25 protein-coding genes are annotated in these 25,878 nt (G+C 65.8%); 13 read left to right on the top strand and 12 right to left on the bottom strand.

Translation table 11 applies throughout. From position 1 onward, the window contains the following. Positions 1-51 precede the first annotated feature (51 nt). From JQ635_RS22805 to JQ635_RS22795, 3 genes are all read right to left on the bottom strand, one after another. Entirely contained in the window at positions 52-1,620 is a 1,569-nt protein-coding gene (locus JQ635_RS22805) for a DUF4403 family protein (protein ID WP_211412006.1), read from the bottom strand. A gap of 130 nt (positions 1,621-1,750) precedes the next feature. Then, positions 1,751-2,389, bottom strand: coding sequence for a Vgb family protein (locus tag JQ635_RS22800; RefSeq protein WP_211412005.1), 639 nt, complete (start codon positions 2,387-2,389; stop codon positions 1,751-1,753). Between the two features lie 28 nt (positions 2,390-2,417). Next, positions 2,418-3,638, bottom strand: a complete 1,221-nt coding sequence (locus JQ635_RS22795) for a helix-turn-helix domain-containing protein (RefSeq protein ID WP_211412004.1) — start codon at positions 3,636-3,638, stop codon at positions 2,418-2,420. 90 nt (positions 3,639-3,728) lie between these two features. Here JQ635_RS22795 and JQ635_RS22790 point away from each other — a divergent pair, with 90 nt between their 5' ends. Then, positions 3,729-4,523, top strand: coding sequence for a DUF899 domain-containing protein (locus JQ635_RS22790; protein WP_211412003.1), 795 nt, complete (start codon positions 3,729-3,731; stop codon positions 4,521-4,523). Continuing rightward, positions 4,516-4,794, top strand: coding sequence for a hypothetical protein (locus JQ635_RS22785; RefSeq protein WP_211412002.1), 279 nt, complete (start codon positions 4,516-4,518; stop codon positions 4,792-4,794). Before JQ635_RS22790 ends, JQ635_RS22785 begins: the two co-directional genes overlap by 8 nt. Positions 4,795-4,807: 13 nt before the next feature. Here JQ635_RS22785 and JQ635_RS22780 read toward each other — a convergent pair whose 3' ends face one another. Together JQ635_RS22780 and JQ635_RS22775 are read right to left on the bottom strand one after the other, a co-directional pair. Next, positions 4,808-5,317: a GNAT family N-acetyltransferase gene (locus JQ635_RS22780; protein WP_211412001.1), complete on the bottom strand. Its 510-nt coding sequence runs from the start codon at positions 5,315-5,317 to the stop codon at positions 4,808-4,810. Beyond that, positions 5,314-5,799 carry an Lrp/AsnC family transcriptional regulator gene (locus JQ635_RS22775; RefSeq protein WP_211412000.1) on the bottom strand — a complete coding sequence of 162 codons (486 nt, stop codon included), beginning with the start codon at positions 5,797-5,799 and terminating at the stop codon, positions 5,314-5,316. Before JQ635_RS22775 ends, JQ635_RS22780 begins: the two co-directional genes overlap by 4 nt. Before the next feature lie 132 nt (positions 5,800-5,931). Here JQ635_RS22775 and JQ635_RS22770 point away from each other — a divergent pair, with 132 nt between their 5' ends. Next, positions 5,932-6,327 carry a nuclear transport factor 2 family protein gene (locus JQ635_RS22770; protein WP_211411999.1) on the top strand — a complete coding sequence of 132 codons (396 nt, stop codon included), beginning with the start codon at positions 5,932-5,934 and terminating at the stop codon, positions 6,325-6,327. A gap of 12 nt (positions 6,328-6,339) precedes the next feature. On the opposite strand, the gene JQ635_RS22765 is transcribed toward JQ635_RS22770, so the two are convergent. Together JQ635_RS22765 and JQ635_RS22760 are read right to left on the bottom strand one after the other, a co-directional pair. After that, complete coding sequence (locus JQ635_RS22765; RefSeq protein ID WP_246583694.1) at positions 6,340-6,753, bottom strand: c-type cytochrome; 414 nt, start codon at positions 6,751-6,753, stop codon at positions 6,340-6,342. 112 nt (positions 6,754-6,865) lie between these two features. Further along, the gene (locus JQ635_RS22760; protein ID WP_211411997.1) at positions 6,866-7,573 is read right to left on the bottom strand and encodes a L,D-transpeptidase; all 708 of its coding nucleotides are present in this window, start codon (positions 7,571-7,573) and stop codon (positions 6,866-6,868) included. A gap of 274 nt (positions 7,574-7,847) precedes the next feature. Here JQ635_RS22760 and JQ635_RS22755 point away from each other — a divergent pair, with 274 nt between their 5' ends. The 3 genes from JQ635_RS22755 to JQ635_RS22745 all read left to right on the top strand — a co-directional run bounded on the left by JQ635_RS22755 (position 7,848) and on the right by JQ635_RS22745 (position 10,435). After that, on the top strand, positions 7,848-8,900 hold the full coding sequence (locus tag JQ635_RS22755; RefSeq protein ID WP_211411996.1) for a glycosyltransferase family 4 protein: 1,053 nt from the start codon (positions 7,848-7,850) through the stop codon (positions 8,898-8,900). 33 nt (positions 8,901-8,933) lie between these two features. Beyond that, the gene (locus JQ635_RS22750) at positions 8,934-9,623 is read left to right on the top strand and encodes a class I SAM-dependent methyltransferase (protein ID WP_211411995.1); all 690 of its coding nucleotides are present in this window, start codon (positions 8,934-8,936) and stop codon (positions 9,621-9,623) included. 152 nt (positions 9,624-9,775) lie between these two features. Next, positions 9,776-10,435: a hypothetical protein gene (locus JQ635_RS22745; protein ID WP_211411994.1), complete on the top strand. Its 660-nt coding sequence runs from the start codon at positions 9,776-9,778 to the stop codon at positions 10,433-10,435. A gap of 323 nt (positions 10,436-10,758) precedes the next feature. Here JQ635_RS22745 and JQ635_RS22740 read toward each other — a convergent pair whose 3' ends face one another. Further along, positions 10,759-12,423 carry an aminotransferase class III-fold pyridoxal phosphate-dependent enzyme gene (locus JQ635_RS22740; protein ID WP_211411993.1) on the bottom strand — a complete coding sequence of 555 codons (1,665 nt, stop codon included), beginning with the start codon at positions 12,421-12,423 and terminating at the stop codon, positions 10,759-10,761. Between the two features lie 35 nt (positions 12,424-12,458). On the opposite strand from JQ635_RS22740, the gene asd reads away from it, so the two are divergent. After that, positions 12,459-13,322: an archaetidylserine decarboxylase gene (gene asd / locus JQ635_RS22735; RefSeq protein WP_211411992.1), complete on the top strand. Its 864-nt coding sequence runs from the start codon at positions 12,459-12,461 to the stop codon at positions 13,320-13,322. Positions 13,323-13,386: 64 nt separating this feature from the next. Further along, complete coding sequence (locus JQ635_RS22730; protein WP_211411991.1) at positions 13,387-13,950, top strand: NUDIX hydrolase; 564 nt, start codon at positions 13,387-13,389, stop codon at positions 13,948-13,950. 198 nt (positions 13,951-14,148) lie between these two features. On the opposite strand, the gene JQ635_RS22725 is transcribed toward JQ635_RS22730, so the two are convergent. Both JQ635_RS22725 and JQ635_RS22720 read right to left on the bottom strand, forming a co-directional pair. Further along, the gene (locus JQ635_RS22725; protein WP_211412083.1) at positions 14,149-15,540 is read right to left on the bottom strand and encodes a FecR domain-containing protein; all 1,392 of its coding nucleotides are present in this window, start codon (positions 15,538-15,540) and stop codon (positions 14,149-14,151) included. A 274-nt stretch (positions 15,541-15,814) separates the two neighbouring features. Further along, positions 15,815-16,594: a DUF2147 domain-containing protein gene (locus JQ635_RS22720; RefSeq protein WP_211411990.1), complete on the bottom strand. Its 780-nt coding sequence runs from the start codon at positions 16,592-16,594 to the stop codon at positions 15,815-15,817. 195 nt (positions 16,595-16,789) lie between these two features. Between JQ635_RS22720 and JQ635_RS22715 the strand changes: the two genes are divergently transcribed. Both JQ635_RS22715 and JQ635_RS22710 read left to right on the top strand, forming a co-directional pair. After that, positions 16,790-17,677 (top strand): DUF2147 domain-containing protein, encoded by an 888-nt coding sequence (locus JQ635_RS22715; protein ID WP_211411989.1) that lies wholly within the window; start codon positions 16,790-16,792, stop codon positions 17,675-17,677. Positions 17,678-18,011: 334 nt separating this feature from the next. Continuing rightward, a complete protein-coding gene (locus JQ635_RS22710; protein ID WP_211411988.1) occupies positions 18,012-19,220 on the top strand; it encodes an extensin family protein in 1,209 nt (402 codons plus the stop codon). A gap of 143 nt (positions 19,221-19,363) precedes the next feature. Here JQ635_RS22710 and JQ635_RS22705 read toward each other — a convergent pair whose 3' ends face one another. Together JQ635_RS22705 and JQ635_RS22700 are read right to left on the bottom strand one after the other, a co-directional pair. Next, positions 19,364-19,717 carry a DUF6665 family protein gene (locus tag JQ635_RS22705; protein ID WP_211411987.1) on the bottom strand — a complete coding sequence of 118 codons (354 nt, stop codon included), beginning with the start codon at positions 19,715-19,717 and terminating at the stop codon, positions 19,364-19,366. Between the two features lie 54 nt (positions 19,718-19,771). After that, positions 19,772-20,407 (bottom strand): TetR/AcrR family transcriptional regulator, encoded by a 636-nt coding sequence (locus JQ635_RS22700; RefSeq protein ID WP_211411986.1) that lies wholly within the window; start codon positions 20,405-20,407, stop codon positions 19,772-19,774. Positions 20,408-20,603: 196 nt separating this feature from the next. Between JQ635_RS22700 and JQ635_RS22695 the strand changes: the two genes are divergently transcribed. The 3 genes from JQ635_RS22695 to JQ635_RS22685 all read left to right on the top strand — a co-directional run bounded on the left by JQ635_RS22695 (position 20,604) and on the right by JQ635_RS22685 (position 25,814). Next, entirely contained in the window at positions 20,604-21,914 is a 1,311-nt protein-coding gene (locus JQ635_RS22695) for an HlyD family secretion protein (RefSeq protein ID WP_211411985.1), read from the top strand. Positions 21,915-21,944: 30 nt separating this feature from the next. Further along, entirely contained in the window at positions 21,945-23,528 is a 1,584-nt protein-coding gene (locus JQ635_RS22690; RefSeq protein WP_211411984.1) for a DHA2 family efflux MFS transporter permease subunit, read from the top strand. 486 nt (positions 23,529-24,014) lie between these two features. Then, positions 24,015-25,814: an ABC transporter ATP-binding protein gene (locus tag JQ635_RS22685; protein WP_211411983.1), complete on the top strand. Its 1,800-nt coding sequence runs from the start codon at positions 24,015-24,017 to the stop codon at positions 25,812-25,814. Positions 25,815-25,878: the final 64 nt, after the last annotated feature.

Genomic DNA, 25,878 nt, shown 5'->3' with positions numbered 1-25,878 from the left:
ACTAGCATCCTGCGGCGAGAATGCCAGCGGCGCAAGCGGTGAAGAGACGCGCTACATCCCCGACAGCTTCGTCACGGACACGTTGAGCGTTCCGCCGGCTTCAGCGACCACGCGCAGCGTCTTGGAGTCGAAGGCGATGTCGGCGAGCGTCAGGCTGTCGATCCTGGCGTCGACCTTGAGGCCGTCCTCGCTCTTCTGGTAGTCGGCGATCGCGGCCGCGATCTTCTCGCGCGCGTTGGCGGCGATCGGCTTCAGGTCGAGCGTCGCCTTCTGCACCAGCGCCTGCTGCATCTGCGGAACCACCGCGCGCGCCGCCGCGCCCAGCAGGCCGAAGGCCGCCTCGGACTCGACCGCGAGCTGGATGTCGGCGAGCCGCAGCGTCTGCTGCGCCTGGTCGAGCATCGGCCGGCCCCAGACATGCACGGTCGCCTCCGCGCCGAGACCGAGCCAGCTCTTCTTTTCCTTGGCGCGCACCAACAGCGAGATCAGCAGCCGGTCGCCCGACGGGATCACGTTGACGCTCTTCACGGTGACGTCGACCGGGCCCGAGCCGTCCTCGGGATAGGTGTGGCCGACCATCTGCGCAGCGATCAGCTTGTTGATCTCGGTGAAGGGCACGTCGATCGGCACGCCGATGTTCACGCCGGTGCCGGTCGGCGGCACGATCGAGATCTTGTCGGGGAACGGGCAGTCCGGCTTGGTCGGGGCCGAGGTCACGCGTGTCTCGGCCTCGAGGCCAAGCAGCAGCGTCACCGCCTGCGCATCGACGCGCGGCTGCGCCGCGATGGCGCGGATCGGCTTCATCTCGAGCCAGAGCGGCGGCAGCGCGGCCGAGTTGCCCGAGCCTTGCAGCGGGATCGAGCGGCAGGCCTTGGCCCATTGCACCTTGGCGTTCTCGCGCAGCGAGGGATCGTTGCGGATGCGCTCGGAGACGATGTTGATCTGCTCGCCGACATTCTTGTCGATCAGCGGCTTCACCTGCGCCGGCACATTGACCTTGGCGCCGGAGACATTGAGGTTGGTGTCGCCGAGATTGACCTGGGCGCCGAGATTGGGCTCGAGATGCCAGTTCGCTGCGAGCTTCGGCCGCGAGGTGACGATGACGTTGCCCTTGATCTCGGCGCTGGCGTTCAAATTCTTGATGTTGACCGCGCCGATCCGTTTCGCTGCGTCACCGCCGAGGACGCTGCCGAGCGCGTCACCGAGCGCGCCGGTGGCTTTTGCCGACAGCGAGCCCGTCACGTTGAGCTTGCCGGTGAGCGGCGTCGAGATCGTCAGCACGTCCTTGTCGCCGGCGGCGGCCATCGGGCCGCGCACGGCGGTCCAGCCGATATCGGCGTTCTCCAGGATCTGCGAGATCGGATTGTCGGCCTTGCCGGCGAAATTGCGCGGCGCGGCCTTCTCGGCCTGCTCGCGGATTGCCGACAGCGCGATGGCGACCGGCGCGACCACGACGGAGCTCTTCGCGACCGGCGGCAACGGCGGCAGTTGTGCGACCGGCGGCGCGGAATTCGTCGCGCGCGGCGACAGCAAGTCCATCGCCTTCAGGCTGATGAAGAACGACGCCGCGAGCACGACGACGGCGATCAGGATAGTCTTCAGATTCAACGTCAGTCGCATCAATCCCCCAAGCCGCCCCGGGCGGGGATTTTACAGGGCGGGCGAGGAGGGCGCTAGAGCGCACCAAGGGGGTGGAATTGGGGCGAACAGGTTAACGGTCGCTAACGCGCCGTTGCCGCGTATCGCAGGGTTAGCCGCGCCGGGGACGGCGGACCGCTCTCACATTGCCGCGATCTCCGCCACCGCAGTAAAACCGGTCGCCGCCGTCGGACTCCAGGCCCGAGACCATGGTGCCTGCGGGCAGATCGAGCTGCTCCAGCACCTTGCCCGTGTCAGGATCGACCCGCCTGATGTCGCTGTCCTCGCCTTCCCAGGTGCCATGCCAGAGCTCGCCGTCAACCCAGGTCACCCCGGTCACGAAGCGCTTGCTCTCGATGGTGCGGAGAACCTTCCCTGTGGCCGGGTCGATCTGATGGATCTTGCGCTCGCGATATTGCCCGACCCAGAGTGAGCCCTCCGCCCAGGCCAGGCCGGAATCGCCACCGCCGCCGGGCGCGGGGATGGTGGAGACCACCTTGCCGGTCGCCGCATCGATCTTCTGGATGCGATCCTCGGCGATCTGGAACAGGTGGCGGCCGTCGAACGCCGTGCCCGCATGCGCGGCGACGTCGATCGAGCGGTCGATCTTGCCACTGGACGGATCGACTGCATTCAACTTGTCGCCGGATGCGAACCAGACATGGGTGCCGTCATAGGTGACGCCATGCACGTGCTCGACGCCCGCAAAGGGCCCGTATTCCCTGACGATCTCGGCGGCTGAACGCTTCATGTGCTTGATCCCTGTGAGGTGATGCACCTTACGTCTTCAGGAGCGGCGTGGGGAGTAACAAGCCTGTCGGGAAACCCGGGACGGGCGGCGTCATCCAGCGGCGCGCACGTCCGTGTCCGAACGACTGGACCTTGTTCGACCGCGCCAGCTCCTCGAGGGCTCGCTGCACGGTGCGCGGACTGATCCCCAGCGCAAGGGCGAGCGCGGAGCTCGACCACGGCTCGCCGTCGGTGAGAAAGGCGAGGAGGGCAGCGTGCTTCTCCTCCACGGGCCGTGCCAGCACGAGGACATCGCGTGTCTTGCGCGGCGCCAGCACGAAACCCTGCCTGGTCGCGCTGATGTCGGCCAGCGGCTTGAGCTGCGTGCGGAGCCGCCCGATCTCGACGCGCAATCGCGCGCGGTGCGACTCATCGACGTGCCTTGCTTGAAACGCACCTGATATCAACCTCTCCCGCGAGACATCCGCCGGCCATGCCTGCGCCAGAAGGCGGGCGAGCGCGAACAGCACCGGTCGCGTTCCCAGCGGCACGGCAACGCCTTGCCTGCGCACGACGTGATGGAAGGTGTCCACCACGAGCGCTGTCGAGGTCGCCAGCCTTTCGACCTCGCCGAGCAGCAACGGGTGTTCCTCTCCGCGCGCGATCAGGCGCGCCGCCGGGGTGTCGAGGATCAGGTTTGCGCTGTCGACCTCGGCCATCAGCGCCGGGATTCTTGCTTGCCGCGCTGCATGGCCTGCGCGGTCGAGCGCCGTGCGGGCATCCCTTGTTTTCAGCCGCCGGATCGCGATGCCGGCAACCACGAGCTCGCGTACGACTTGCGATGCCGGCGGGAGCGGGGAGCTGCCGAGCGCGGCCAGCGTGCGTTCGGCCTCGTCGATCCGCCCGACCAGAAGAAGACGGCGCGCCTCGATGTGGCCCGCGTGGGCCGCATTGGCGAGATCGCCGTGCTTCTCGAGCGTCGCGCGCGCTGCTGCGAGCGTTTTCACCGGCCAGCTCAGGTCGCGTGAGACAAGCGCGATCTCGGCTTCGGCCACCACGCATCTTGCACGCGCCACCGCCTCGCGCGGGCCGAAGGCACGCGCAGCGCTGCGCAGCAGCGTCTTCGCCTTGGCGAGATCGCCGAGCTGCGCCATCGCGATGCCGCGCAGCGCCAGCGACGGCGCATCGTTGCGCAGCGCCACGCGGTTCAGCGCGCCGAGCGGATCACCGGCCTCCAGCGCCCGCGCGGCGGCCGTGATCAGCGACTCCATGTCAATCCCGCCACACTTGTTACTCCCACCGCGCAACCGCTTGGTGCCAGAAATCGTTGGCAGGACGTCAAGCAAACGCTTTGGAGAGTCATGATGACATCAGCAGAAAGAGCCGGAACCAACGGACAGACCGCCATGCAGACCCCGCCGGTGGTGTCGGCGCAGGACTGGGAGGCCGCCCGCCAGCAACTGCTCGTGAAGGAAAAGGCGCATACCCGTGCCCGCGACGCCCTGGCCGCCGAGCGTCGGCGCATGCCATGGATGGAAGTTGCCAAAACCTATGCGTTCGAGGGGCCCGGCGGCAAGGTCAGTCTGGCTGATCTGTTCCAGGGCCGGCGGCAACTGATCGTCTACCGCGCCTTCTTCGAGCCCGGCGTGTTCGGCTGGCCCGATCATGCCTGCCGCGGCTGCTCCATGGTGGCCGACCAGGTCGCCCATGTCTCGCACCTGAACGCCCGCGACACCACGCTGGTGTTCACCTCGCGCGCGCCGCAGGCCGACATCGCGCGGCTGAAGAAGCGGATGGGATGGACCATGCCCTGGGTCACCATCACCGACAGCTTCGATGCCGATTTCGGCGTGGACGAGTGGCACGGCACCAACGTGTTCTACCGCGACGGGACGCGCATCTTCCGTACCTATTTCATCAAGAGCCGCGGCGACGAGCAGATGGGCGGCACCTGGAACTATCTCGACATCACCCCGCTCGGCCGCCAGGAGGTCTGGGAGGATTCGCCGAAGGGCTATCCGCAGACGCCGACCTACAAATGGTGGAACTGGCACGACAGCTACACGGAAGGCGCCGCGCCCGACAAGAAATGGGTCGAGGTCACGGATGCCGGCGAGAAGGCGTTTCGCAAGGAGGCCGCGGAAGGCCGTGACTAGTCCCGTCAGTGCAACGGCGCCCGCCGGCCGCGATGGTGTCGTGGCCGCGCGCCACCTCACCAGATGGCTGGCCTTGGCGGCGACGCCCACCTTCGCTGTCATGGCCGTGCTGACCGCCGCGCTCGGCGATGGCCCGGCGGACATGCTGTGCGGCGCCGGGCAGGGGTCTCTGCTCGGCGGCATGGTGCCGATGTATCTCCTGATGAGCGCGTTTCACTCGGCGGCGTGGCTGAGGCTGATCGGGGAGCGGCGGAGGGCGGTCGGCCGGTAGGACGGCCGCCGCATCACCGGGACTGCGGCGCATCGCTTCCGTCGAAGAACAAGACCATCAGGATTTCGTCGTAATACCTGTCGTCCTGCTTCAGCGCCTTCATCCCGCGCCCATACTCGACGAAGCCGGCGGCCGTGTAGAGCCGTAAAGCGGCCTCATTGTCGCTGACGACGACGAGATGAAGCTGCTCGACGCGCGTTGCAGCGTGCGCTGCGACGGCGTCGACGAGCAGCCGCCCGGTGCCGGACTTCCGCGCCTGCGGCCGCACGTACATGCCCCAGAGAACCGCCTTGTGCGCGGTCTTCGCGCCGTCCTCCCGGCGGAAGCCGGCAGTGCCCACGAGCTCGCCCGCGATGAACGCGCCGAACACGTCGGATGCTGCGAGGCGCTCCTCGAACCAGGCGAGCGGCTTGTCCTGCTCGCGTTCGAGCGTGCTGGTGAAAGCCTCGGGATTGGTCGCGAGCGCTTCCAGCCGGACGGGGCGATAGAGAGCCGCATCGGCGGGCGTGAGCAGTCTGATCATGCTGATGCCAGGTGCGCCAGCGGCAGAGGCGCGCCGGCCTTGAGCGTCTGGAGCGCGATGCTGCTGCGAACCTCTCGCACGATCGGCAGATTGAGCAGCTTGTCGACGAGGAAGCGCTGGTAATCCTCGAGCTCGGGCACGACGATTTCGAGAAGATAATCGGCATCGCCGGAGACGAGGTGACAGGCTACGACCTCGGGCATGGCAACAACGGTCCTTTCGAAGCCCAGCGCCTGGTCGTTGGCATGGCCGTTGATCTTGACGCCGAGGAAGGCCGAGAAGCCGAGCCCGAGGCGGCTGCGCCGCAGGGAGGCGCGGTAGCCGTCGATATAGCCGTCCCGCTCCAGCCGCTTCACCCGACGCAGGCAGGGCGACGGCGACAATCCGACCTTGTCCGCCAGCTCGATGTTGGTCAGTCGTGCATTGGTCTGGAGTTCGGTGACGATGCGCCGGTCGATCGCATCCAGCTCGCATTTTGGCATGAACCGCATCCTGTTGGATCGAGAAGGGCGCAATATTGCGCCCGAGCCGCCGAGACTAGCCCAGTTCGCAAGGACATGCCTCGGCTTTCCGTGGGATGGGTTGCTCTGATCTTGTTGCTGATGGAGTGCCCCATGACCGAAAGCCCGAATATCGCCCCTCTGCTGGAGGCCGTCGAACGCTACTTCACGCTGATGTACGACAACGACGTTTCGCAATTCGACCGCGTCTTCGCACCGACCGCGCAGCTCCACGGCTTCCGCGATGGCGAATTGCGGATATTGCCGGTCCGGGATTACAGGACGATGCTGGCCTCGGCGCTGTCGCCCAAATCGAAGAATGCACCGCGCCTTCAGGAGATATTGCTGATTGATCTGGCGTCGTCGGCGCAAGCCCTGGCGAAGGTTCGCGTTCGGATCGATCTGCTCCAGTACGTTGATTATCTCGCATATCACCGCATCCACGATGTCTGGCTGATCACAGCGAAATCGTTTCATGTCGAGCGACGGTATGAGCCTGCCAGCACCTAGAGCGCCGCAATCCTATTGCGCGCCTGCTGCCTGCAGATACGCAACCACCTTCGCCGCTTCATCCGCCGAGATGCCGCCATAGGGCTGCATCTTGTTGCCGGACACGACTTCGTCCGGCTTGACCATGAAGCGGGTGAGCTTGTCCTGGTCCCAGACGAAGCCGGCGTCCTTCATTGACGGAGAGTAGTTGTAGCCCGGCAGTGCGCCGGCCTTGCGGCCGATGATCTTGTTGAGGTTGGGACCGAGGCGGTTGTCGCCTTCCTTCACGGAGTGACAGGTGCGGCAGGCATTGTTGAAGGCCTGCTGGGCCGCGTCATCGCTCGCCGGCTGCTGTGCGAGCGAGGAGGGGGCGGAGAGAAACAGCGCCAACGCTCCGGCAGCGGTGATCAGGCGCAGCCATGGCGATGTCTGCTGGCGTGATTGCATCTGCGCCTCCATCGGGGACCGCACCGCAGCGAGCGCGCGTCGGAATGTCGAGGGCAAACGAAAACGGCCCCGGTGGGTTCCGGGGCCGTTTGCGTCACAATGTCCTGTCGCTTCAGCGCGTCGCAGCGCCGAGGTCCGCTCTGCGTTCCGACATCGGCAGCACGATCACCTTGGTGCCGACGTTGACGCGGGAGTAGAGGTCGGTGACGTCGTCGTTGGTCATGCGGATGCAGCCGGAGGAGACGTGCTTGCCGATGGTCTCGGGCGCGTTGGTGCCGTGGATGCGGTAGATGGTGCCGCCGAGATACATGGCGCGGGCGCCGAGCGGGTTGCCCGGGCCGCCGGCCATGTGGCGCGGCAGATAGGGCTGGCGGGCGATCATCTCCGGCGGCGGCGTCCAATCCGGCCACTCGGCCTTCTTGCTCACCGACTGGATGCCGGACCAGGTGAAGCCGTCGCGGCCGACGCCGATGCCGTAGCGCAGCGCCTGGCCGTTACCGAGCACGTAATAGAGATAGGTGTTGGGCGTATCGATGATGATGGTGCCCGGCGCTTCACGCGTCGCATAGGAAACCGTCTGGCGGCGGAAGCGGGCCGGCATTTCGACGGTGTCCTGATCCTCGGACGGGGCGGTCTGATAGGTCGGCGCCTGGTAGGGCTGGATCGGCTGCGGCGCGGTCATCGGCGGCAGCGGCTGGAAGAAGGGGAAGAGCTGCACCGGCGCGGCCTTGGCCGGGCCTGCGAATGCGATCGCGGAGATCGCGACTGCGCCAAAAGCAACGGCGCGCGAATACGCCTTGAACGTGTCCAGATTGAACATTGGTCGCCCCTGTTTGCGCGGGTGTTTTTGGTCACCCCGGCACCGTTGCGGTGCTCCGTTGCTTAAATCCCTAACGGAAACAAGTTTCGGGACGTTTGCGCGGAAAACCGAAAACGGTTTCATCGCGGCAAGGATTGTTTCATGACAGTTTCGTGGCCGCAGGGCTCCGTTAACGAACAAAACAGCGGGCCGACACTTCGATGACGTCACACGCCTGAAATATCCGTGGTTGATGGTCCTAAGCCGAGAATCATCAAACTCTCGGGATTTTCCCATGCGGGTATTAATCGCGACTGACGCCTGGCATCCGCAGGTCAACGGGGTGGTCCGTACCCTGACCTCGCTGGCGAATGCGGCCAAGGCGCTCGATGTCGAGATCGACTTCCTGACGCCGGACGGCTTTCCGTCCTGGCCGCTGCCGACCTATCCGGGCCTGCGCATCGCGCTGCCGAGCGGAAGGGAGATCGCGCGCCGGATCGAGAGGTGTGCGCCCGAAGCGCTGCACATCGCGACCGAAGGTCCGATCGGCTGGGCCGCGCGGGCCTATTGCCGGCGCAACCGGCTCGCCTTCACCACCTCCTATACGACGCGCTTTCCGGAATACGTCTCGGTGCGGACCGGCATCCCGGCCGCGGTCGGCTATGCCGTGCTGCGCCATTTCCACGATGCCGCCGCGATGACCATGGTGGCGACGCCCTCGCTGCGGCAGGAGCTGTCCGAGCGCGGCTTCAAGCGGCTCGGCTTCTGGACGCGCGGCGTCAACACCGAGCTGTTCCATCCCGACGCGCCGGCCAAGCTCGACCTGCCGGGTCCGATCTTCATGACCATGGGCCGCGTGGCGGTGGAGAAGAATCTCGAAGCGTTCCTCTCGCTCGACCTGCCCGGGACCAAGGTCGTCGTCGGCGATGGCCCGCAGAAGGCGGCGCTGGAGAAGAAGTATCCGGACGCAGTCTTCCTCGGCGAGAAGAAGGGCGCCGATCTCACCGCCCATCTCGCCGCGGCCGACGTGTTCGTCTTTCCAAGCCTAACCGACACCTTCGGCGTGGTGCAACTCGAGGCGCTCGCCTGCGGTACACCGGTTGCGGCGTTTCCGGTGACGGGCCCCAAGGACGTCATCGCCGATCATCCGATCGGCGCGATCGACCACGATTTGCGTACCGCGTGCCTGCGCGCACTCACCATGTCGCGCGAGACCTGCCGCAACTTTGCGCTGGAGCGCTCCTGGGAAAACAGCGCGCGCCAGTTCGTCGGAAATCTCACGTCACTTCAGCCCAGTCGCGTCCTGCGCGCCTCGCCTCGCATGGCGCGGCGGCCGGTGCGCGGTTGACCTTTCATTGAATCCACAGCGAGAACCTCATCGATGGCTAAGATCATGAACCTTGACGGCACCCAGCAGCTCGACCTCACCCGTGGCACTGTCGAGCAGGCTTACGACCGCTGGGCGCCCGTCTACGATCTCGTGTTCGGCGGCGTGTTCGCCAAGGGCCGGCAGGCCGCGATCGCAGCCACCAACAAGATCGGTGGCCGCGTGCTCGAGGTCGGCGTCGGCACCGGCATCTCGCTGCCGCTCTATGCGCCGCACCTGCGCATCTTCGGCACCGACATCTCGGAAGCAATGCTCGACAAGGCGCGCCAGCGCGTCGCCGAGGGCAATCTGAAGAACGTCGAGGGGCTTGCGGTGATGGACGCCGAGAAGCTCGAATTCCCCGACAATTCCTTCGACGTGGTGATGGCGCAGTACGTCGTCACCGCCGTGCCGAATCCGGAGAAGGCGCTCGACGAATTCGCCCGCGTGCTGCGTCCCGGCGGCGAGCTGATCATTCTGACCCGCGTCAGCGCCGACGCCGGCATGCGCCGCTTCATCGAGCAGAAGCTGCAGCCGGTGGTGCGTCCGCTCGGCTTCCGCACCGCCGAGTTCGCCTGGTCGCGCTATGCGAAGTGGCTGGCCGGTGCCAAAGGCATCGAGCTCGCCGAGCGCCGCCTGATCCCGCCGCTGGGACACTTCTCGCTGGTGCGCTTCCGCAAGGTCGACGTCGCCAAGGCGGCCTAAGCAAGGCTGCGTAAGAGCGGCGGCACTCCGCCGCTCACGCGTTCACGTGCGTCATCGCGCCGTTGCACATCGTCACATGACAAAATGATGATGTCACACGGCCTACATCGAATCCCTGTAATCCCGTACCCGAAAGCATTTTGGGGGAGAGCATGATCAAGAACTACCTCGAGCAGCTGCGGATCCAGCGCTGGGACGACCATCGCTACTATCACCACAGCCGCATCAATCAGAGCCTGCACTTCGTCAGCGCGCTGAGCTTCCTCTTCGCTTATGTCTGGCTGTTCATCGACCCCGTGGTCTCCGCGCTGGTCGGTTGGTTGGTGTCGATGACCTCGCGCCAGGCCGGTCACTTCTTCTTCGAGCCGCACACTTACGACCACATCAACCAGGCCACGCACGAGTACAAGGAAGAGATCAAGGTCGGCTACAACCTGCAGCGCAAGGTGGTGCTGATGGCGATCTGGGCGCTGTCGCCGCTGGTGCTGGTCGTCGATCCCACGCTGTTCGGCCTGTTCACGCCCTGGGCGAGCGCGACCGACTTCATGCGTCAGGTCGCCAAGATCTGGCTCGTGGTCGGCGGCGGCGGTCTTCTGTTCCGCACCGTGCACCTGTTCTTCATCCGCGACGTCGAAACCGGTCTCGTCTGGATGACCAAGATCCTGACCGATCCCTTCCACGACCTGATGCTCTATCGCTGCGCGCCGCTCGCTTTGATGCGCGGCGAGCTGATGGATCCCGGCCTGCATCTCAACCCCGAGCACACGCTGGGCTTTATCGACGAGCCCGTGCTCGAAGAGCAACACGCCTGATCCGGCCGTCGCCCAGATCGCGAATGTCTATGGTTTATGTCATGCCCGGGCTTGTCCCGGGCATCCACGTCTTGGGGACCTCTTCGCCTCTCCCCGCGTGCGGTCGGACAATCGCATATGGTGCACACAATGCAGCGGCATCGGCGGTGGGCTCCCTCTCCCGCTTGCGGGGGAGGGCTGGGGTGGAGGTGTCTCCGCGTCGGGATTGTCGGGGGTTACTGAGGATGTCCCTACGCGGTGAGAACCCTCACCCGCCGCGCTCTGCGAGCGCGTCGGCCTCTCCCGCAAGCGGGAGAGGCGGAGCAAGCCCGCGCAGTGTGGCCTCAGCGCCCAAAGCGCTTGGCCAGCATTTCCTTCAAAATCTGCCGCTTGATCTGCTTGTTGGTGAGCACGCCATCGTGCCACCAGAAGCCGTCGGCCTTCATCTTCCCGGCAGCGCGGACGAAGCGTTCGGCGACCTCGGTGAAATCGGCGTCGGTGTAGTTGAGGCTGAAGATCAGCCGGCCGGTGCCGACCCAGCTCAGCGCCAGGCCTTCGGCGCGCAGGTAATATTGCAGCATCCAGTTGTAGCGGGACGGCGTGGTGTATTTCACCGTCCAGATCGACGAGAAGTTGGCGAACCGCACCGGCAGGTCGGCGTCCGTCATCATCTGGTTGAGCTTCTGGACGCGGCCGTTCCAAGTGGCATCCAGACCGTCATAGACAGCGCGAAAATTCGGGCTGGCGAGCCGGCTCAAGAACTCATCCATCGCGGTCATGACGTAGGGATGCGAGTTGAAGGTGCCGCGGGCGAAGCAGATGTCGGCGGGACGGTCGTCGCGGAAGCGGCGCATCAGCTTGCGCTTGCCGCAGACCACGCCGACCGGCAGGCCGCCGGCGAGGCTCTTGCCGTAGGTCACCATGTCGGCGCGCACGCCGAAATATTCCTGGGCGCCGCCGGCGGCGAGACGGAAGCCGACGAAGACCTCGTCGAAGATCAGCACGATGCCGCGCTGGTCGCAGACCTCGCGCAGCTTCTTCAGCCACTCCGTGTAGGCGGCACGATCGAAATTGCCGCCGCGGGAGGAATCGACCAGCGAGGAATCGCCGGGCGCGTTGACGTTCGGATGCAGGCCCTGGAGCGGATTGACCAGCACGCAGGCGATGTCCTTGCGCGTCTTCAGCACATGCAGCGTCTTCTCCGACATCTCGGAGAGGGTGTAGGTCTCATGCGCGGGGATGGGATTGCCAACGCCGGGCTGCACGTCGCCCCACCAGCCGTGATAGGCGCCGGCGAAGCGGACGAGGTGCGTGCGTTTGGTGTGATAGCGCGCGAGCCGCACCGCCTGCATCACGGCCTCGGTGCCGGACATGTGGAACGAGACCTCGTCGAGGCCGGAAATCTGGCGGAGCCGCTGCACGTTCTCGAGGATAACAGGATGGTAGGGGCCGAGCACGGGACCCAGCGCATGCGCCCGCTTCTCGGAGCCCTCGATGCACTCCTTGTAGAAGTCGTTGCCGAAGATGTTGACGCCGTAGGACCCCGTGAGGTCGTAGGAGGTGTTGCCGTCGACATCGGTGACGGTGACGCCGCTGGACGATTCCATGAAGGTCGAGGTGCCCAGGTTCTCGCGCACCAGGCGCGAGAACTGGAACGGCACGCGGTAACTCTCGGTGAAGTTGAGGTCGGAGATCGTCTCCGCCGCTTCCTTCGTCATCGCGCGGCCCTTGGGGTAGCGCTCGGCGTAGAGGCGCGCGAGACGGAAGAAGGCGTCCTTGCGCTGGGCCACCACGTTCGCGGGCGCGCCGTCGCAGCCGAAATATTTATCACCCTCGAACTCGTAGAACGGAAGCAGCCGCGCCACCCGGCGCGACATCTTGGAGTGCCCGGCGAGCGAGCGATGCTTGGCGCGGGAGAGTTCGACCCGTGCCTTGATCTTCGGGAGGACGGCGGCAGCAGACGCTGCGGCGGCCACGGACATCGAGAGAATCGGGAGTGTCGTTTCCATGACAACAAGCGCTAATACTGTGAGCTGACAGATTCATGACAGTCAAAGCCCTCATCGCCTCTTTCACCCAGCAGGAAGACCTCAACTTCCTGTTGACCAATCGCATCCCCCGCGCGGCCCTGACCCGCTTCATGGGCTGGTTCTCCAAGATCGAGAATCCCCTCGTGCGGGATTTTTCGATCGCGCTGTGGAAGCTGTTCTCCGACCTCGATCTGTCGGAGGCACGCAAGACCCACTTCAGGAGCCTGCACGATTGTTTCACCCGGGAGCTGAAGCCGGGCCTGCGGCCGTTCGATCCCGACCCATCCCTTGTCGCCAGCCCCTCGGACGGCATCGTCGGCGCTCATGGGAAGATCGCCGACACCGAACTGTTCCAGGTCAAGGGCGCGCCCTATTCACTGCTGGACTTGCTTGGTGACTCGGCGCTGGTCGAGCAGCACCGCAACGGGTCCTTCGTCACGTTGCGGCTGACCTCGAGCATGTATCACCGCTTCCATGCGCCCTATGACGCGCATATCGAGCGCGTCGCGCTGATCCATGGCGACGTCTGGAACGTCAACCCGATCGCCTTGAAGCGGGTCGAGCGTCTGTTCTGCAAGAACGAGCGCGCGGTGATCCGCACGCATCTGTCGACCGGCGAAGCCGTGACGCTGGTGCCGGTCGCCGCGATTCTGGTTGCGAGCATCCGCCTGCACTTCCTCGACATGGTGCTGAATGCGCAGACCCGCGGGCCGGTCAATTTTCCTTGCGACGTCAAGGTGAGCAAGGGCGAGGAGCTCGGCTGGTTCGAGCATGGCTCGACCATCATCATCCTCGCGCCCGGCGATTTTACCTTCTGCGACGGCATCGCCGAGGGCACACGCATTCGCGCAGGCCAGGCGCTGCTCAGGAGAAAGTAGCCTTCAATCCGCCGTCCCCGCCGCCTATATCGTCTTTCGGGGACGATGATACTGGATGTGAGCGATGGCGCGGGCGCCGGTGATGGCGGCGGGTGGTATTGTGCTGCGGCGGGGAGCGGTGCCGCTGGTTGCGGTCGTGCGTCAGCGCAAGCGGAATGAGTGGGTCTTGCCCAAGGGCAAGCTCGATGACGGTGAAACGCCGAAAGAGGCCGCGCACCGCGAAGTGCTGGAGGAGACCGGCCACGACGTGGCCGTGCACGAATTCCTGGGCACGCTGGTCTATCAATCGGGCGGGCGCTCAAAAGTCGTGCATTTCTGGCGGATGGAGGCCGACGGCGGTCCGGTCCGCAAGCTGATGAACGACATCAAGGCGGTCGACTGGCTGACGCTGGACGATGCGATCGCCCGCCTGTCGCGCGAATATGAGCGCGCGTTTCTGACGCAGATCGGCCCGATCGCGTTTGCAGCGGCAGGACTGGCGCCTGTGGCCGCGCCCGAGCCGGTGCCGTCGAGCGACGACATCGATGCCGCCTTGCAGACGCTGACACCCGCCGAAGCCGCTTCGGTTGAAGAATTGCGACATGGGCTGTTGCAGAAGGTGAAGGCCTGGCTGCGCGGAGAGGCGTGAGTTTCTAGCGAGAGAATTATAGCGCCGCGTTGACGGTGCACCCTCTCCCCTTGTGGGAGAGGGTGTCTCGCCGCGAAGCGGCGAGACGGGTGAGGGGTCTCTCTCCGCGAGTCACTCTCTCGATTGGAGTTCGCGGACAGATACCCCTCATCCGGCGCTTCGCGCCACCTTCTCCCACAAGGGGAGAAGGAAGAAGGATCACCGCCGCTCTTTCTTCTCCTTCGGAGCAGGCGCCGGTTTGCGTGGCGCTGCGGGTCGCTGCGCGGCGGGGAGGCGCTGCTGGAATCCGCCCGGTCGCTGGATGCTGCCTGGCTGTTGAGCCGCGGGCGGCTGGCCGGGCTGCATCTGTCCGCCGCGTTGCGGCCGCGTTTGCTGCGCGCCGTTGGGCTGGGTGCCCTGTCCATCGCGCGGTGCGCCTGGACGTCCTGCGCCTTGCTGCTGACCGGGCTGCGGCTGACCTTGCTGCTGCTGGCTTCGCTGCTGCTGACCCTGGCCCGCACGCTGGCCACCCGGCTGCACCGCGCCGCCTTGTTGTCCCTGTCCTTGCCGCTGCGGCGGTTGCGCACCTTGCCGGCCCGGCGTGCCCGGCTGCTGCTGGCCCGGACGGTTGTTCTGGCCAGGCTGGCCGTTCGGCCGCTGCGGCTGTTGGCTTGGCGCCGTCGTCGGCCGCAATTGTTGCTGCTGCGGCGGTTGCGCCGGCCGCGGAAGGCGGCTGATCGCGGCCGGATTGGCGCGGCGGAAGTCGCGCTGCTCGGTCACGATCTGCCGGCCCGTGGTCTGCGCCAGATGCACCTGGCTGACGAAGCCGCGGTCGCGGGCGATCTGCTGCGCGGGAATCGTGATCGGCACGGCGGCAAAGCGCATCACGCCGGCAACGGCTGCGCCAGGCCGGATCGCGAAGCCACTGGAGGCTTGCGTCAGCGCGCCAATCCGCGTGCCGCTGCTGCGGTCGTTGACCTCGATGTGGCCAACCCGGCCGTCGGCGTCGGGATAGAGTTTGATGTTGACGTTATTCGCAGTGTTCGCGGTCGCGTTCTCGGGCACGTCGACGACGCCGGTGGTGCCGCGGATGCCGAGCGTCGCGGTCGGCGTCGCGATCTTCATGTCGCCGCTCTTCGCCACTGCCGCCGCAACGAAGGCCACGGTGCCCTTGCCGATGTCGAAGATCGCCGAATTCTGCTTGCCGCCGTCCTCATAGACGTAATTGTCGATGGTGATCTTCGCGCTGGCGGAGAGATTGAACGTGGTTGCGTCGTTGAAGGTGATGCCGAGCGAGGAGTTCGACGAGGTCTGCAGGATGTCGTTGAGATAGATGTCGTCGCGCACCCGCAGCGGATAGGAGTTCCTGTCGCGGATCACGGTCGCGATCCCCGCCACGGTGGCGACATTGCCGATCGGCTCGACGGTGGCTTGCGCATCCGCGGCCGGTGTCGGTGAGGCCGAGGGCGTCGGGGAAGGCGCGGGCGTCGGCTCTGCCTGCGGCTGTGCCTGTGCAAGCTCGATCGTGTCGGACGCATACGCGGAGTTTGCGCCGGCCAGCGGCAAGGCCAGCAGCGGGAAAGCAAACACGAAGCGGCGCCAAGCCACCATCAAAGCCACGAATGAAGTCCCGGTGAGAACGCGAGGCGAGGTCCGCCGATATCAGCCGCATCAGGCTGAATGGCGGATGAACATCTATCGCATGCGGCCGGCGAACGTTCAAACGCCACGTCGCGGTGTCCGAGACGTGGCGCTGCCTTCTTGCTCGTCATTCCGGGGCGCGACGAAGTCGCGAACCCGGAATCTCGAAATGGCGGTGCGAGTTTGTGGCGCGAGATCCCGGGTTCGATGCTTTGCATCGCCCCGGGATGACGCGCTTCGCGCGTCAGCTCACGCGCTTCCAGGTCTGGCCGCCGCAGAACATGCCGCCGAAGGCGCAACCCTGCACGCGCATCGCATTCGGGCCCTTCATCGCGATCGTGGAGTCGTAGTTGCGGCCGGAGTCGGGATCGTGGATGCGGCCGCTCCACTTCGAGCCCTCGGGCTTCATGTTGATCAGGATGCGCTCATTGGTCTTCGCGGCGTAGCCGCAGAGATTGGCGCCACATTGCTCGACGCGGACATTGCCCTTGTTCTCTTCGGTCGCCCACACGCCGATTGGCGAGTTCGGGGCGGCCACAGGTGCGGCGGCCACCGGAGCCGGGGCGGGCACATAAGCAGGAGCGGGCGCGGCCGCGACCGGAGCAGGAGCCGCAACGGGCGCGGGCTGCGCCGTCGTATCGACGGACGGTGCAGCGGCAACGGTCGGCGCGGGAGCAGCAACGGGCGCTGCCGGTGCGGTCGCCTGAACCGGCGCCTGTTGCACGGGCTGCTGCTGCACCGGAGCCGGGGCGGGCTGTGCGGCGGTGGCCGGAGCCGGCGTGGTGTCGACGTCATCGTCCTTGGAGCCGCCGAGGCCCTTCAGGTTGATGTTGTTCAGCTTGATCGGCTTGTCCGACAGGCCCGGGGCGACGATGGTCACGCAGTTGAGCGAGGCGCAGTTGCGCGGCGTCTCGATGCGGATGTGCTGGCCCTCGATCTGGAACGAGATCGAATTGCCGCCGGCATGCGCGGCGGCGGTCGAAGCGAGGAAGAGCGCGGCGGCGGCGATGGTGAGCTTGTTCATGACAACCTCCAGAATTGCGCGGTCCCGAGATGGACTGAAGTCGCTGGTGAATGAAGCGTGGTTCGACCCTACGCCGGGCCGGTCCCGCCTTCCGTGACGGACGTCACAACGGCTCGCGCCCGTTTGGGTGAGGCAGCGCACATTCAGCCCCGGTTCGTGCCGCGTAACCTTGTCGCGACACGACAGGAGGCGCCGATGCAGCGGCTTGCGACTTCGCTTGGCCTATTGATCGCACTGACGGCGATTGCGCCTGCGGCCCAGGCCGGCTCCTATTCCTTCTCGATCGGTGGTCATCGGTTCCATGTCGAGGCACCGCGGAATTGCCGATCCGCCTCCTGTGTTTCGGTGTCCAGCCGCAGCCTGCGGACGACGGACGATGCCAGCACGGCACCGGCCGCGCCGCCTGTGCCGGTGGTCCAGGCGCCACAGCCGGTTTGTCCGGTTGGTTCGACGAGGCCTGCGCAGGCGACGGTCGTCGCCCCGCCACCGGCACCGCCGGCCCCCGTCCTTGCCGCCGCGACGTCACAGCCTGTCGTGCCTCCGTCGGCGCCAAAACTCGAGGCGCCAAGGAGTGAGGTGCCGAGCCCCAATCCGCCACGGGTTGAGCTGTCACGCCTGGATCCGCCGAAGATTATTCCGCTCGACCCGCCGCGGACGGAGCCGCCGGCCGTCACTGCGGACCTCGAGATCAAGCCAGCCAAAACGAGCGCGATGCGTAGCGATGATGAGCCGGCCTATTTGCCGCTCGGACAATGGGAGAGCGACGGTGCCAAGGGTACGGTTCGCATCGAGCGCTGCGGACCCGCGCTGTGCGGCTATGCGCTCACCGAGACGTCGAGCCGGGGCGAGAGCGTGCTCGTCAACATGAAGCCGAAATCGCACGACGTCTGGACCGGCAGCATCTACAGTCGCTCCAGCGGCAATACTTATTATGCGAGGATGACCCTGAAAAGCTCCGGCAGGCTCTACGTCGAGGCCTGCGCGCTCGGCCGCTTCTGGTGCTCCGGCAACGACTGGACGCGCGTCGAGGAGCAGCAGGAGAAGATTGTCACGACATCGCAGCAGTGGGGTACACGGTCGTAGCGGCGGGCGTTTTGCCACCCTGCCCTCCAGGGGAGGGTAAGCGGCCATGGTCGACCGACGCCCCTAGATCATGCCGAGCACGATGGCGGCGACAAAGGCCATGGCGAGGTACGCGGTGACTACGCTCAGTCTCCCGGCGAACGTCATGAGGTCGCTCCCGTGCGCGCTGCCTGGCGCGCAGCCTTATGGTTAACAGAAAGTCTCTTTTCGAAAAAGTCAGCCTCGCTGTCGCTCATCATCCGCAGCGGTCGGCGCTGCCGCGCCCCTTATGGTTAAAGAACACTGAAATCAACGTGTTGAAGAGTCTTTAAGTAAATTCACCGAACGTGCGCGCATGACGCGCGGAGTTCGTTTGTATCTCGTCGGCTCCATCGTCCTTGTTTCGCTAGCGGGTTGCGGACGCGGCTTCTTCCAGGCCGAACGCGAACCGTGGCGGGCCGAGGCCGAAGCGGCGTGCCTGAAATCCGGCGCGGTGAAAGAGAGCGCGGACATCGTCCGCATCGACCCGATCTCCGGGCCGGGCAGCTGCGGCGCGGAGTTTCCGCTCAAGGTCGCCGCCATCGGCGAAGCCTCGAGCACCTATGGTTTCGCCGACGAGTCGTTGCGCCCGCCCGGCAGCATCGGCAACCAGCCGCGCTGGCCGGTGCAGCCGCAGTCGAACTACCCGCAGAGCCAGAATTATCCGGCATCGTCCTATCCGCAGCGGTCGAACTATCCCGAGAGCGCGGCGCGCCAGCCGTCCGGTTATGGCGCCTCGTCCGGACCGATGTCACTGAACGCGCCCGGCGTAGCGCCGCAGGAAGACGAGATCGATCTGCCGCCCGAGGGCACCGATGCCGCGGGTGCGGCGCGCTACATGAATGCGCCGAGCTATCCGGCGCGGCAGCCCGGTCCCGCGCCTTATTCGCAGGCGCCCGCGCAGCAACCGCTGCCGCGCCTTGGCCCCGCGCAGGGCAATCCCGTCACCGCCGTCGGTCCCGTCGCGATCAAGCCGACCGCGACGCTCGCCTGTCCGATCGTGTCCGAGCTCGACCGCTGGCTCGCCGACACCGTGCAGCCGTCGGCGACGCGCTGGTTCGGCGCGCGCGTGGTCGAGATCAAGCAGATCTCCGCCTATTCCTGCCGCGGCATGAACGGCAACCCGCATGCCCACATCTCCGAGCACGCCTTCGGCAACGCGCTCGACATCTCCGCCTTCGTGCTCGCCGACGGCCGCCGCGTCAGCGTGAAGGACGGCTGGCGCGGCATGCCGGAAGAGCAGGGCTTTTTGCGCGATGTGCAGTCGGGCGCGTGCGCGCATTTCACCACGGTGCTCGCGCCGGGCTCGAACGTCTATCACTACGATCACATCCACGTGGATCTGATGCGCCGCGCCAGCCGCCGTTTGATCTGCCAGCCCGCCGCGGTGTCGGGCGAAGAGGTTGCGGGCCGCGCCCAGCAGCGCAACCCCTACGCGGGCAGGCGCGATCCCTATGTCACCGGCTCGCTCGGAACGCGCAAGAGCACGCGGAAGCAGGAAGAGGACGACTACGCGGACGATTAGGCGGGCGCAGCTTCTCTTGTAGCCCGGATGAGTCAACGGGTCGGCGTGAAGCGCCGCCCGATGACAGGCTCCGCGATTTCCGGGAACAGGATTCCCGCATGTCGCTTCGCTCATGCGGGCTACGATTGCGTCAGCTGAAATGTCTATCGTCCGCTATCAGTCCGATCGCGCTTCGACGGTGCGGGGGCCAGCCCCATGCATTGCTGCACCTCGGTCGGGACGTTGTAGGTGCGCATGATGTGGCGGCTGTCGCGCAGGCCGGTGGCCTCACGTTGCACCACGAACATCCAGAGCGCGTGACCTGCTTCCATCACCAGCTTGCGCCTCGCCGGCTGCGTCGAGGCTGCAGTTCCCGTGGCGGCGTGGGCGGCGTCGAACTCGCGCAAACGCGTGAGCGCTTGTTCGAGCGTGCGGCCCATCCGTCCAAGCGCCGAGGCCTGTTCCTGGACGATCTCGTAATGGAGGATATCGACGGGCGGGCGAAGATCACGGGACATGGCCCAAACATAATGCCGTGAGGCCGGCCTGCGCAACGCGCGGCGCGCTTGCTGTTACTTCGCCCGGTACGCCGCCAGGAACATCCGCGTCGCGCTGTCGACCACTTCCGTCATGCGCTCTTCCGATGGCGCAGGCGCGGCCTGGAAGACGAAGGGCAGGAACAGCGAGGCCTTGCACAGCTCCATGAACTGCGACGCCGCAAGGTCGCAATCGTCGATCTTGAGATCGCCGGAAGCGACGTGGGTTTTGAGATAATCGGAGAGGCGGTTGATGGTCTTGTCCAGAACCCGCGCATAATAGCGGCGGCCGACATCGGGCATGCGCTCGGCGATCGCCATCACGGTCCGGATCGCTGATCCGCCGCCGGGGCGGCAGAGCAGGTGGATATAGGCCCGGCCAAAATCCTTCAGCGTGGTCTCGGCATCGCGCACCGGATCGAAATTGAACACCACCTGGCCGTGCTGGAGCGCCTCCTGCTCGAGGATGGCTTCGAACAGCGCGCATTTGTCGGCGAAGTAGACGTAGAGCGTGCCCTTGGAGACCTGCGCGGCGCGCGCGATCTCGCCCATGCTGGCGCCGTCAAAACCCAGATCCATGAACACCTTGCGGGCCCCGTCGAGAATCTGGCGGCGCTTGGAGCTGTCCTCCTCCTGGATGACGTGCAGATGTTCGCTGGCAGCTACAACCATTGGTTCAGGGTCTCGGAAGGTTTCTGGACGAGGTGCCGCCTATGAAACGCAAATAAAGGATTCGGGCCAGTACGGTCCCGACCCGGGCATATTATCTATATTGACCGAACGGTTCGGTCAATGATATTTGGGATGAGCGAGAGGAACTGGCCGCGAGGCGGCTGTCCTTGGTCGCGCTTTTTTTGGGGAGGCCTTTATGGCCGTATCGAGAGACCAGGCTGCGCGCGTCATTCGCCAGGAAACGGTGGAGACGATGTCGGCGAACGATGAAGCTGCGGCCGAGGCGCCCGCAGCCCTCGCCGAGCAGCTGCGCTCCCATGTGGCCGAGGAAACCAAGCGCCGCAGCGAGGCGCCGGAGAAGCCCGTGACCGACAAGCCGGCCGCCGCGCCGGATGCGCCCGCTGCCGGCGCGCCAAAATCCGGCAAGCGCAAATTCGTCCTGATGGGCGTCGGTCTCGTGCTGGCGCTCGCGGCTGCGAGCTATGCCGGCTATTACACGCTGGTCGGCCGCTTCTACATCTCCACTGACGACGCCTATGTCCGCGCCAACAACACCATGCTGGGCGCGCGCGTTGCCGGCCACATCTCCTCGATCCTTGCCGGCGACAACACGACGGTGCGCGCCGGCGACATCATCTTCCGTATCGACGACGGCGACTACAAGATCGCGGTCGATGCCGCCGCGACCAAGATCGCGACCCAGCAGGCCACCATCGATCGCATCGGCCGCCAGATCGCAGCCCTCGAGAGCCAGGTCGCGCAGGCCAAGGCGCAGCTCGTCTCGGCCGAAGCCGGCCTCAAGCGCGCCGACCTCGATTATGAGCGCCAGCAGGCGTTGAGCAGCAAGGGCTTTGCGTCGCGCGCCACCTTCGAGAGCTCGGAAGCCGGACGCGACCAGGGCGCTGCCGCCGTCAAGGCTGCGCAGGCCGCCTATGATGTCGCGGTCAGCAATGTCGATGTCACCAAGGCTCAGCAGGCCGAAGCGCAGGCGCAGCTCGCGGAGCTCAAGACCTCGCTCGCCAAGGCCGAGCGCGACCTCGCCTTCACGGCGGTGCGCGCACCGGTGGACGGCACGTTCTCCAACCGCCTGGTCAATGCCGGCGACTTCGTCGCGGTCGGCCAGCGGCTCGGCAATGTCGTGCCGCTCGACGAGGTCTATATCGACGCCAACTTCAAGGAGACGCAGCTCAAGCGCATCCGCCCCGGCCAACCGGTGACGATCAAGGTCGATGCCTATGGCATGCGCAAGTTCTCCGGCGTCGTCGACAGCATCGCGGCGGGCGCAGGCTCGGTGTTCACGCTGCTGCCGCCCGACAACGCCACCGGCAATTTCACCAAGATCGTGCAGCGCGTGCCGGTCCGCATCCGCGTGCCGAAGTCGGTGGCCAAGCAGAACCTGCTCCGCGCCGGCATGTCGGTCTACGCCACGGTCGACACCAACAAGGGTGCGGCCGACGCCGACAGAGAGGTCGATCTCGACGATCCCACCATGATCCACCCGCAGTAGCCGCAAACCCGAGCGCTGCGAGGTCGGACCATGGCCACCGCCACCACCGCTTCACCCGCCATGATGGCGAACCCAGCTTCGGAGCGCATCGCGCCGAAGCGGCTATTCGCGTTCATCATCATGGTGTTCGGGATGTTCATGTCGATCCTGGACATCCAGATCGTCTCGGCGTCCTTGAGCGAAATCCAGGCCGGCCTGTCGGCGAGCTCCAGCGAAGTCTCCTGGGTCCAGACCGCCTATCTGATCGCCGAGGTCATCGCGATCCCGCTGTCAGGGTTTTTGTCGCGCGCCTTCGGCACGCGGCTCTTGTTCGCGATCTCGGCGGCCGGCTTCACCGCTTCGAGCCTGCTCTGCGGCTTCGCCACCACCATCGAGGAGATGATCCTCTGGCGCGCGCTGCAGGGTTTTCTGGGCGCCGGCATGATCCCGACCGTGTTCGCCTCGGCCTACACCGTCTTCCCGCGCACGAAATTCCACATCGTCGGTCCCATCATCGGGCTTGTCGCGACCCTGGCTCCCACGATCGGTCCGACGGTCGGCGGCTACATCACCGACCTGATGTCGTGGAACTGGCTGTTCTTCATCAACGTCGTGCCCGGCATCGGCATCACGCTGGGCGTGCTGGCGCTGGTCGACTTCGACGAGCCGCATTTCGAATTGCTCGACCGCTTCGACTGGTGGGGCCTGTTGTTCATGGCCGGCTTCCTCGGCACGCTGGAATATGTGCTGGAGGAAGGTCCGCAATATGAATGGATGCAGGACACCTCGGTCGCGATCTGCGCCTGGATCTGCGCGATCTCGGCGATCGCGTTCTTCTGGCGCGTGTTCACGGCGGCCGAGCCGATCGTCAACCTGCGCACCTTCTCCAACCGCAATTTCGCGATCGGTTGCGTCTTGCAGTTCTGCATCGGCATCGGCCTCTACGGCCTGACCTACATCTATCCGCGCTATCTCGCCGAGGTGCGCGGCTACAGCGCGCTGATGATCGGCGAGACCATGTTCGTCTCGGGCATCACCATGTTCCTGGTCGCTCCGCTGGTTGGCCGGCTCATGGTCAAGATCGACATGCGCTACATGATCGCCTTCGGCCTCATCGTGTTCGCGATCGGCTCCTACCAGATGACCTGGATCACGCGCGACTACGATTTCTACGAGCTGCTGGTGCCGCAGATCCTGCGCGGCATCGGCATGATGTTCGCGATGGTGCCGACCAACAACATCGCGCTCGGCACGCTGGCGCCAGACCGGGTGAAGAACGCGAGCGGCCTGTTCAATTTGATGCGCAACCTCGGCGGTGCGGTCGGCCTTGCCGTCATCAACACCGTGCTCAACGACCGCACCGATCTGCACATCACGCGCCTCCAGGAGCGCGTGACCTGGGGCAATGCGACCGCGACCGAAACCCTGACCTTGCTCCAGCAGAAATTCCAGGGGCTCGGCGATTCCACGCTGATGGCGATGAAGCAGCTCAGCCAGATCGTGCACCGCCAGGCGGTGGTGATGAGCTTTGGCGATGCCTTCTTCGTGCTGACGGTGTTCTATCTCGGCCTCAGCCTGCTGGTCACGCTGCTGAACAAGCCGGCTTCGCTCGCGGGCGGCGGCGACGCGCATTGAGCGAGCCACACAATCAGTGTCATCGCCCGGCCTCGACCGGGCGATCCAGTATTCCAGAGGCCTGCGCTGGAGAGCTCGGTCTCACCACAGCCGCTGCGGCGTACTGGATTCCCCGCCTTCGCGGGGAATGACGGCGGAGTGTGAGGCGGCTCCCCGCACCAAATTGCAACACTCGTCCGTGATCTCGCACGGCGCCCGTTGCAAATCGCCCGCGACACATCTATAAAGCGCATCTCATTCAATCGAACCGGGGAGATTTGCATGATTTCGTCGCTTTCGCAGATCGTACGCCCGCGCTCGATGATGCTCTGGCTCGGTATGTACGCGGCCTGTTAGAGGCCTCTTCCGCCAGCTTCGATTGGGCTTCAGGCCCCGATCGCTCCGCTTCCCAAGTCAAAATCAGTCTTACGTGACGCCGTCTCGGCCATTGCGGCCGGTTTGCGTCCATCGATGGAGCCGGCCCGCGCGCAGCGGCCGGATGATGCCATGACCGCTCTGTCAAAAAAGCCCGCGGCGATATACGTGGTGCTGCCCTTCGTGTTCAAGCACTGGCTGAAGCAGCCGGGGCGCGGCCTCATCGTGGCCGGCAGCCTCCTGGGTGCGACCGCCGCCGATTTGTTCATGCCCGTTTTCTCGGGGCACCTGATTGATGCGCTGACGCGCGGGCCGTCCGATCCCGATGCGCGCCACGCCGCGCTGGTCGCATTCGGCGCGATCGTGGCACTCGGTGCGGCCTCGATGGTGCTGCGGCTCGCAGGGCTGCAGGCGATCGTGCCGTTCACGCTGAAGCTCATGTCCGAGATCGCGCAGGATGCCTTCACGCGCGTGCAGCGCTTCTCGACCGACTGGCACGCCAATTCCTTCGCCGGCTCCACCGTGCGCAAGATCACGCGCGGCATGTGGGCGCTCGATCTGCTCAACGATACGATCCTGCTGGCGCTGCTGCCGTCGCTGGTCGTGCTGATCGGGTCGATGATCCTGCTCGGCGTGCACTGGGCCTCGCTCGGTTTGGTGATCGCGCTCGGCGCGCTTGTCTATGTCACGATGACGGTGCTGTTCTCGACCCGCTACATCGCGCCGGCCGCGCGCGTCTCCAATGCCTGGGACACCAAGGTCGGCGGCACGCTGGCGGACGCGCTGACCTGCAATGCGGTGGTGAAATCCTTCGGCGCAGAGTTGCGCGAAGATGCGCGGCTCGCCCGCGTCATCAGTCGCTGGCGCGTGCGGGTGCGGCGGACTTGGTTCCGCTACAACTACACGGCCATGGCGCAGCTGTCGCTGCTGCTGTGCCTCCGCGCGTCCGTGATCGGCGGCTCGGTGCTGCTGTGGATGTACGGGCACGCTTCGCCGGGCGACGTCACCTATGTGCTGACGAGCTATTACGTCATCCACGCCTATTTGCGCGACGTCGGCATGCACATCAACAACCTCCAGCGCTCGGTCAACGACATGGAGGAGCTGGTGGCGATCCACGACGAGCCGATCGGGATCGCGGATGCGGCCAATGCGCGGCCGATCGCGATCGAGAGCGGCGAGATCGTGTTCGACGATGTCACGTTCCACTATGGCGGCCATCGCGCGCCACTGTACGACGGCCTGTCGGTCAGGATCCGCGCCGGCGAACGCGTCGGCCTGGTCGGTCGCTCCGGCTCCGGCAAGACCACCTTCGTCAAGCTGGTGCAGCGGCTCTACGACGTCACCGATGGTCGCGTGCTGATCGACGGGCAGGACATCGCGCTGGCGACGCAGCAATCGCTGCGCAGCCAGATCGCGATCGTGCAGCAGGAGCCGATCCTGTTTCACCGCTCGCTCGCCGAGAACATCGCCTATGGCCGGCCCGGCGCCAGCCTCGAGGCGATCGAGCAGGCGGCGCGGCTGGCCAATGCGCACGACTTTATCCTGCGCCTGCCGAAGGGTTACGGCACCCTGGTCGGCGAGCGCGGCGTGAAATTGTCGGGCGGCGAGCGGCAGCGCGTGGCGCTGGCGCGCGCGTTCCTGGCGGATGCGCCGGTGCTGATCCTGGACGAGGCGACGTCGAGCCTCGATTCGGAATCGGAAGCGCTGATCCAGCAGGCGATGGAACGGCTGATGAGGGGCCGCACCTCGATCGTGATCGCACACCGGCTGTCGACGGTGAGGAGCCTCGATCGAATCCTGGTGTTCGACCGCGGCGAGATCGTCGAGCAGGGCACGCACGCTCTGCTCGCGGGCAAGCCAGGGGGCATCTATCGCGGCCTGTTCGAGCGTCAGGTGGTGGAGCTCGGACAGATCGCAGCAGCGGAGTGAGGCGCGGCCTGCGGACGGAGAAGAACGTCCGCAGGCCGCGAAGGATTGGGGCAGGGATGGACTG

The sequence above is a fragment of the Bradyrhizobium iriomotense genome (assembly GCF_018130765.1).
Lineage (GTDB): Bacteria > Pseudomonadota > Alphaproteobacteria > Rhizobiales > Xanthobacteraceae > Bradyrhizobium > Bradyrhizobium iriomotense_A.
The sequence above is the reverse complement of the archived record's forward strand: the minus strand, read 5'-3'. Positions and strand labels throughout refer to the sequence as shown.

Bases quoted from the DNA above. Each gene is read 5' to 3' on its own strand.
- JQ635_RS22805 (WP_211412006.1), bottom strand. From the start codon at position 1,620: ATGCGACTGACGTTGAATCTGAAGACTATCCTGATCGCCGTCGTCGTG.
- JQ635_RS22800 (WP_211412005.1), bottom strand. From the start codon at position 2,389: ATGAAGCGTTCAGCCGCCGAGATCGTCAGGGAATACGGGCCCTTTGCG.
- JQ635_RS22795 (WP_211412004.1), bottom strand. From the start codon at position 3,638: ATGGAGTCGCTGATCACGGCCGCCGCGCGGGCGCTGGAGGCCGGTGAT.
- JQ635_RS22790 (WP_211412003.1), top strand. From the start codon at position 3,729: ATGATGACATCAGCAGAAAGAGCCGGAACCAACGGACAGACCGCCATG.
- JQ635_RS22780 (WP_211412001.1), bottom strand. From the start codon at position 5,317: ATGATCAGACTGCTCACGCCCGCCGATGCGGCTCTCTATCGCCCCGTC.
- JQ635_RS22775 (WP_211412000.1), bottom strand. From the start codon at position 5,799: ATGCCAAAATGCGAGCTGGATGCGATCGACCGGCGCATCGTCACCGAA.
- JQ635_RS22770 (WP_211411999.1), top strand. From the start codon at position 5,932: ATGACCGAAAGCCCGAATATCGCCCCTCTGCTGGAGGCCGTCGAACGC.
- JQ635_RS22765 (WP_246583694.1), bottom strand. From the start codon at position 6,753: ATGCAATCACGCCAGCAGACATCGCCATGGCTGCGCCTGATCACCGCT.
- JQ635_RS22760 (WP_211411997.1), bottom strand. From the start codon at position 7,573: ATGTTCAATCTGGACACGTTCAAGGCGTATTCGCGCGCCGTTGCTTTT.
- JQ635_RS22755 (WP_211411996.1), top strand. From the start codon at position 7,848: ATGCGGGTATTAATCGCGACTGACGCCTGGCATCCGCAGGTCAACGGG.
- JQ635_RS22750 (WP_211411995.1), top strand. From the start codon at position 8,934: ATGGCTAAGATCATGAACCTTGACGGCACCCAGCAGCTCGACCTCACC.
- JQ635_RS22745 (WP_211411994.1), top strand. From the start codon at position 9,776: ATGATCAAGAACTACCTCGAGCAGCTGCGGATCCAGCGCTGGGACGAC.
- JQ635_RS22740 (WP_211411993.1), bottom strand. From the start codon at position 12,423: ATGGAAACGACACTCCCGATTCTCTCGATGTCCGTGGCCGCCGCAGCG.
- asd (WP_211411992.1), top strand. From the start codon at position 12,459: ATGACAGTCAAAGCCCTCATCGCCTCTTTCACCCAGCAGGAAGACCTC.
- JQ635_RS22730 (WP_211411991.1), top strand. From the start codon at position 13,387: ATGGCGCGGGCGCCGGTGATGGCGGCGGGTGGTATTGTGCTGCGGCGG.
- JQ635_RS22725 (WP_211412083.1), bottom strand. From the start codon at position 15,540: ATGGTGGCTTGGCGCCGCTTCGTGTTTGCTTTCCCGCTGCTGGCCTTG.
- JQ635_RS22720 (WP_211411990.1), bottom strand. From the start codon at position 16,594: ATGAACAAGCTCACCATCGCCGCCGCCGCGCTCTTCCTCGCTTCGACC.
- JQ635_RS22715 (WP_211411989.1), top strand. From the start codon at position 16,790: ATGCAGCGGCTTGCGACTTCGCTTGGCCTATTGATCGCACTGACGGCG.
- JQ635_RS22710 (WP_211411988.1), top strand. From the start codon at position 18,012: ATGACGCGCGGAGTTCGTTTGTATCTCGTCGGCTCCATCGTCCTTGTT.
- JQ635_RS22705 (WP_211411987.1), bottom strand. From the start codon at position 19,717: ATGTCCCGTGATCTTCGCCCGCCCGTCGATATCCTCCATTACGAGATC.
- JQ635_RS22700 (WP_211411986.1), bottom strand. From the start codon at position 20,407: ATGGTTGTAGCTGCCAGCGAACATCTGCACGTCATCCAGGAGGAGGAC.
- JQ635_RS22695 (WP_211411985.1), top strand. From the start codon at position 20,604: ATGGCCGTATCGAGAGACCAGGCTGCGCGCGTCATTCGCCAGGAAACG.
- JQ635_RS22690 (WP_211411984.1), top strand. From the start codon at position 21,945: ATGGCCACCGCCACCACCGCTTCACCCGCCATGATGGCGAACCCAGCT.
- JQ635_RS22685 (WP_211411983.1), top strand. From the start codon at position 24,015: ATGACCGCTCTGTCAAAAAAGCCCGCGGCGATATACGTGGTGCTGCCC.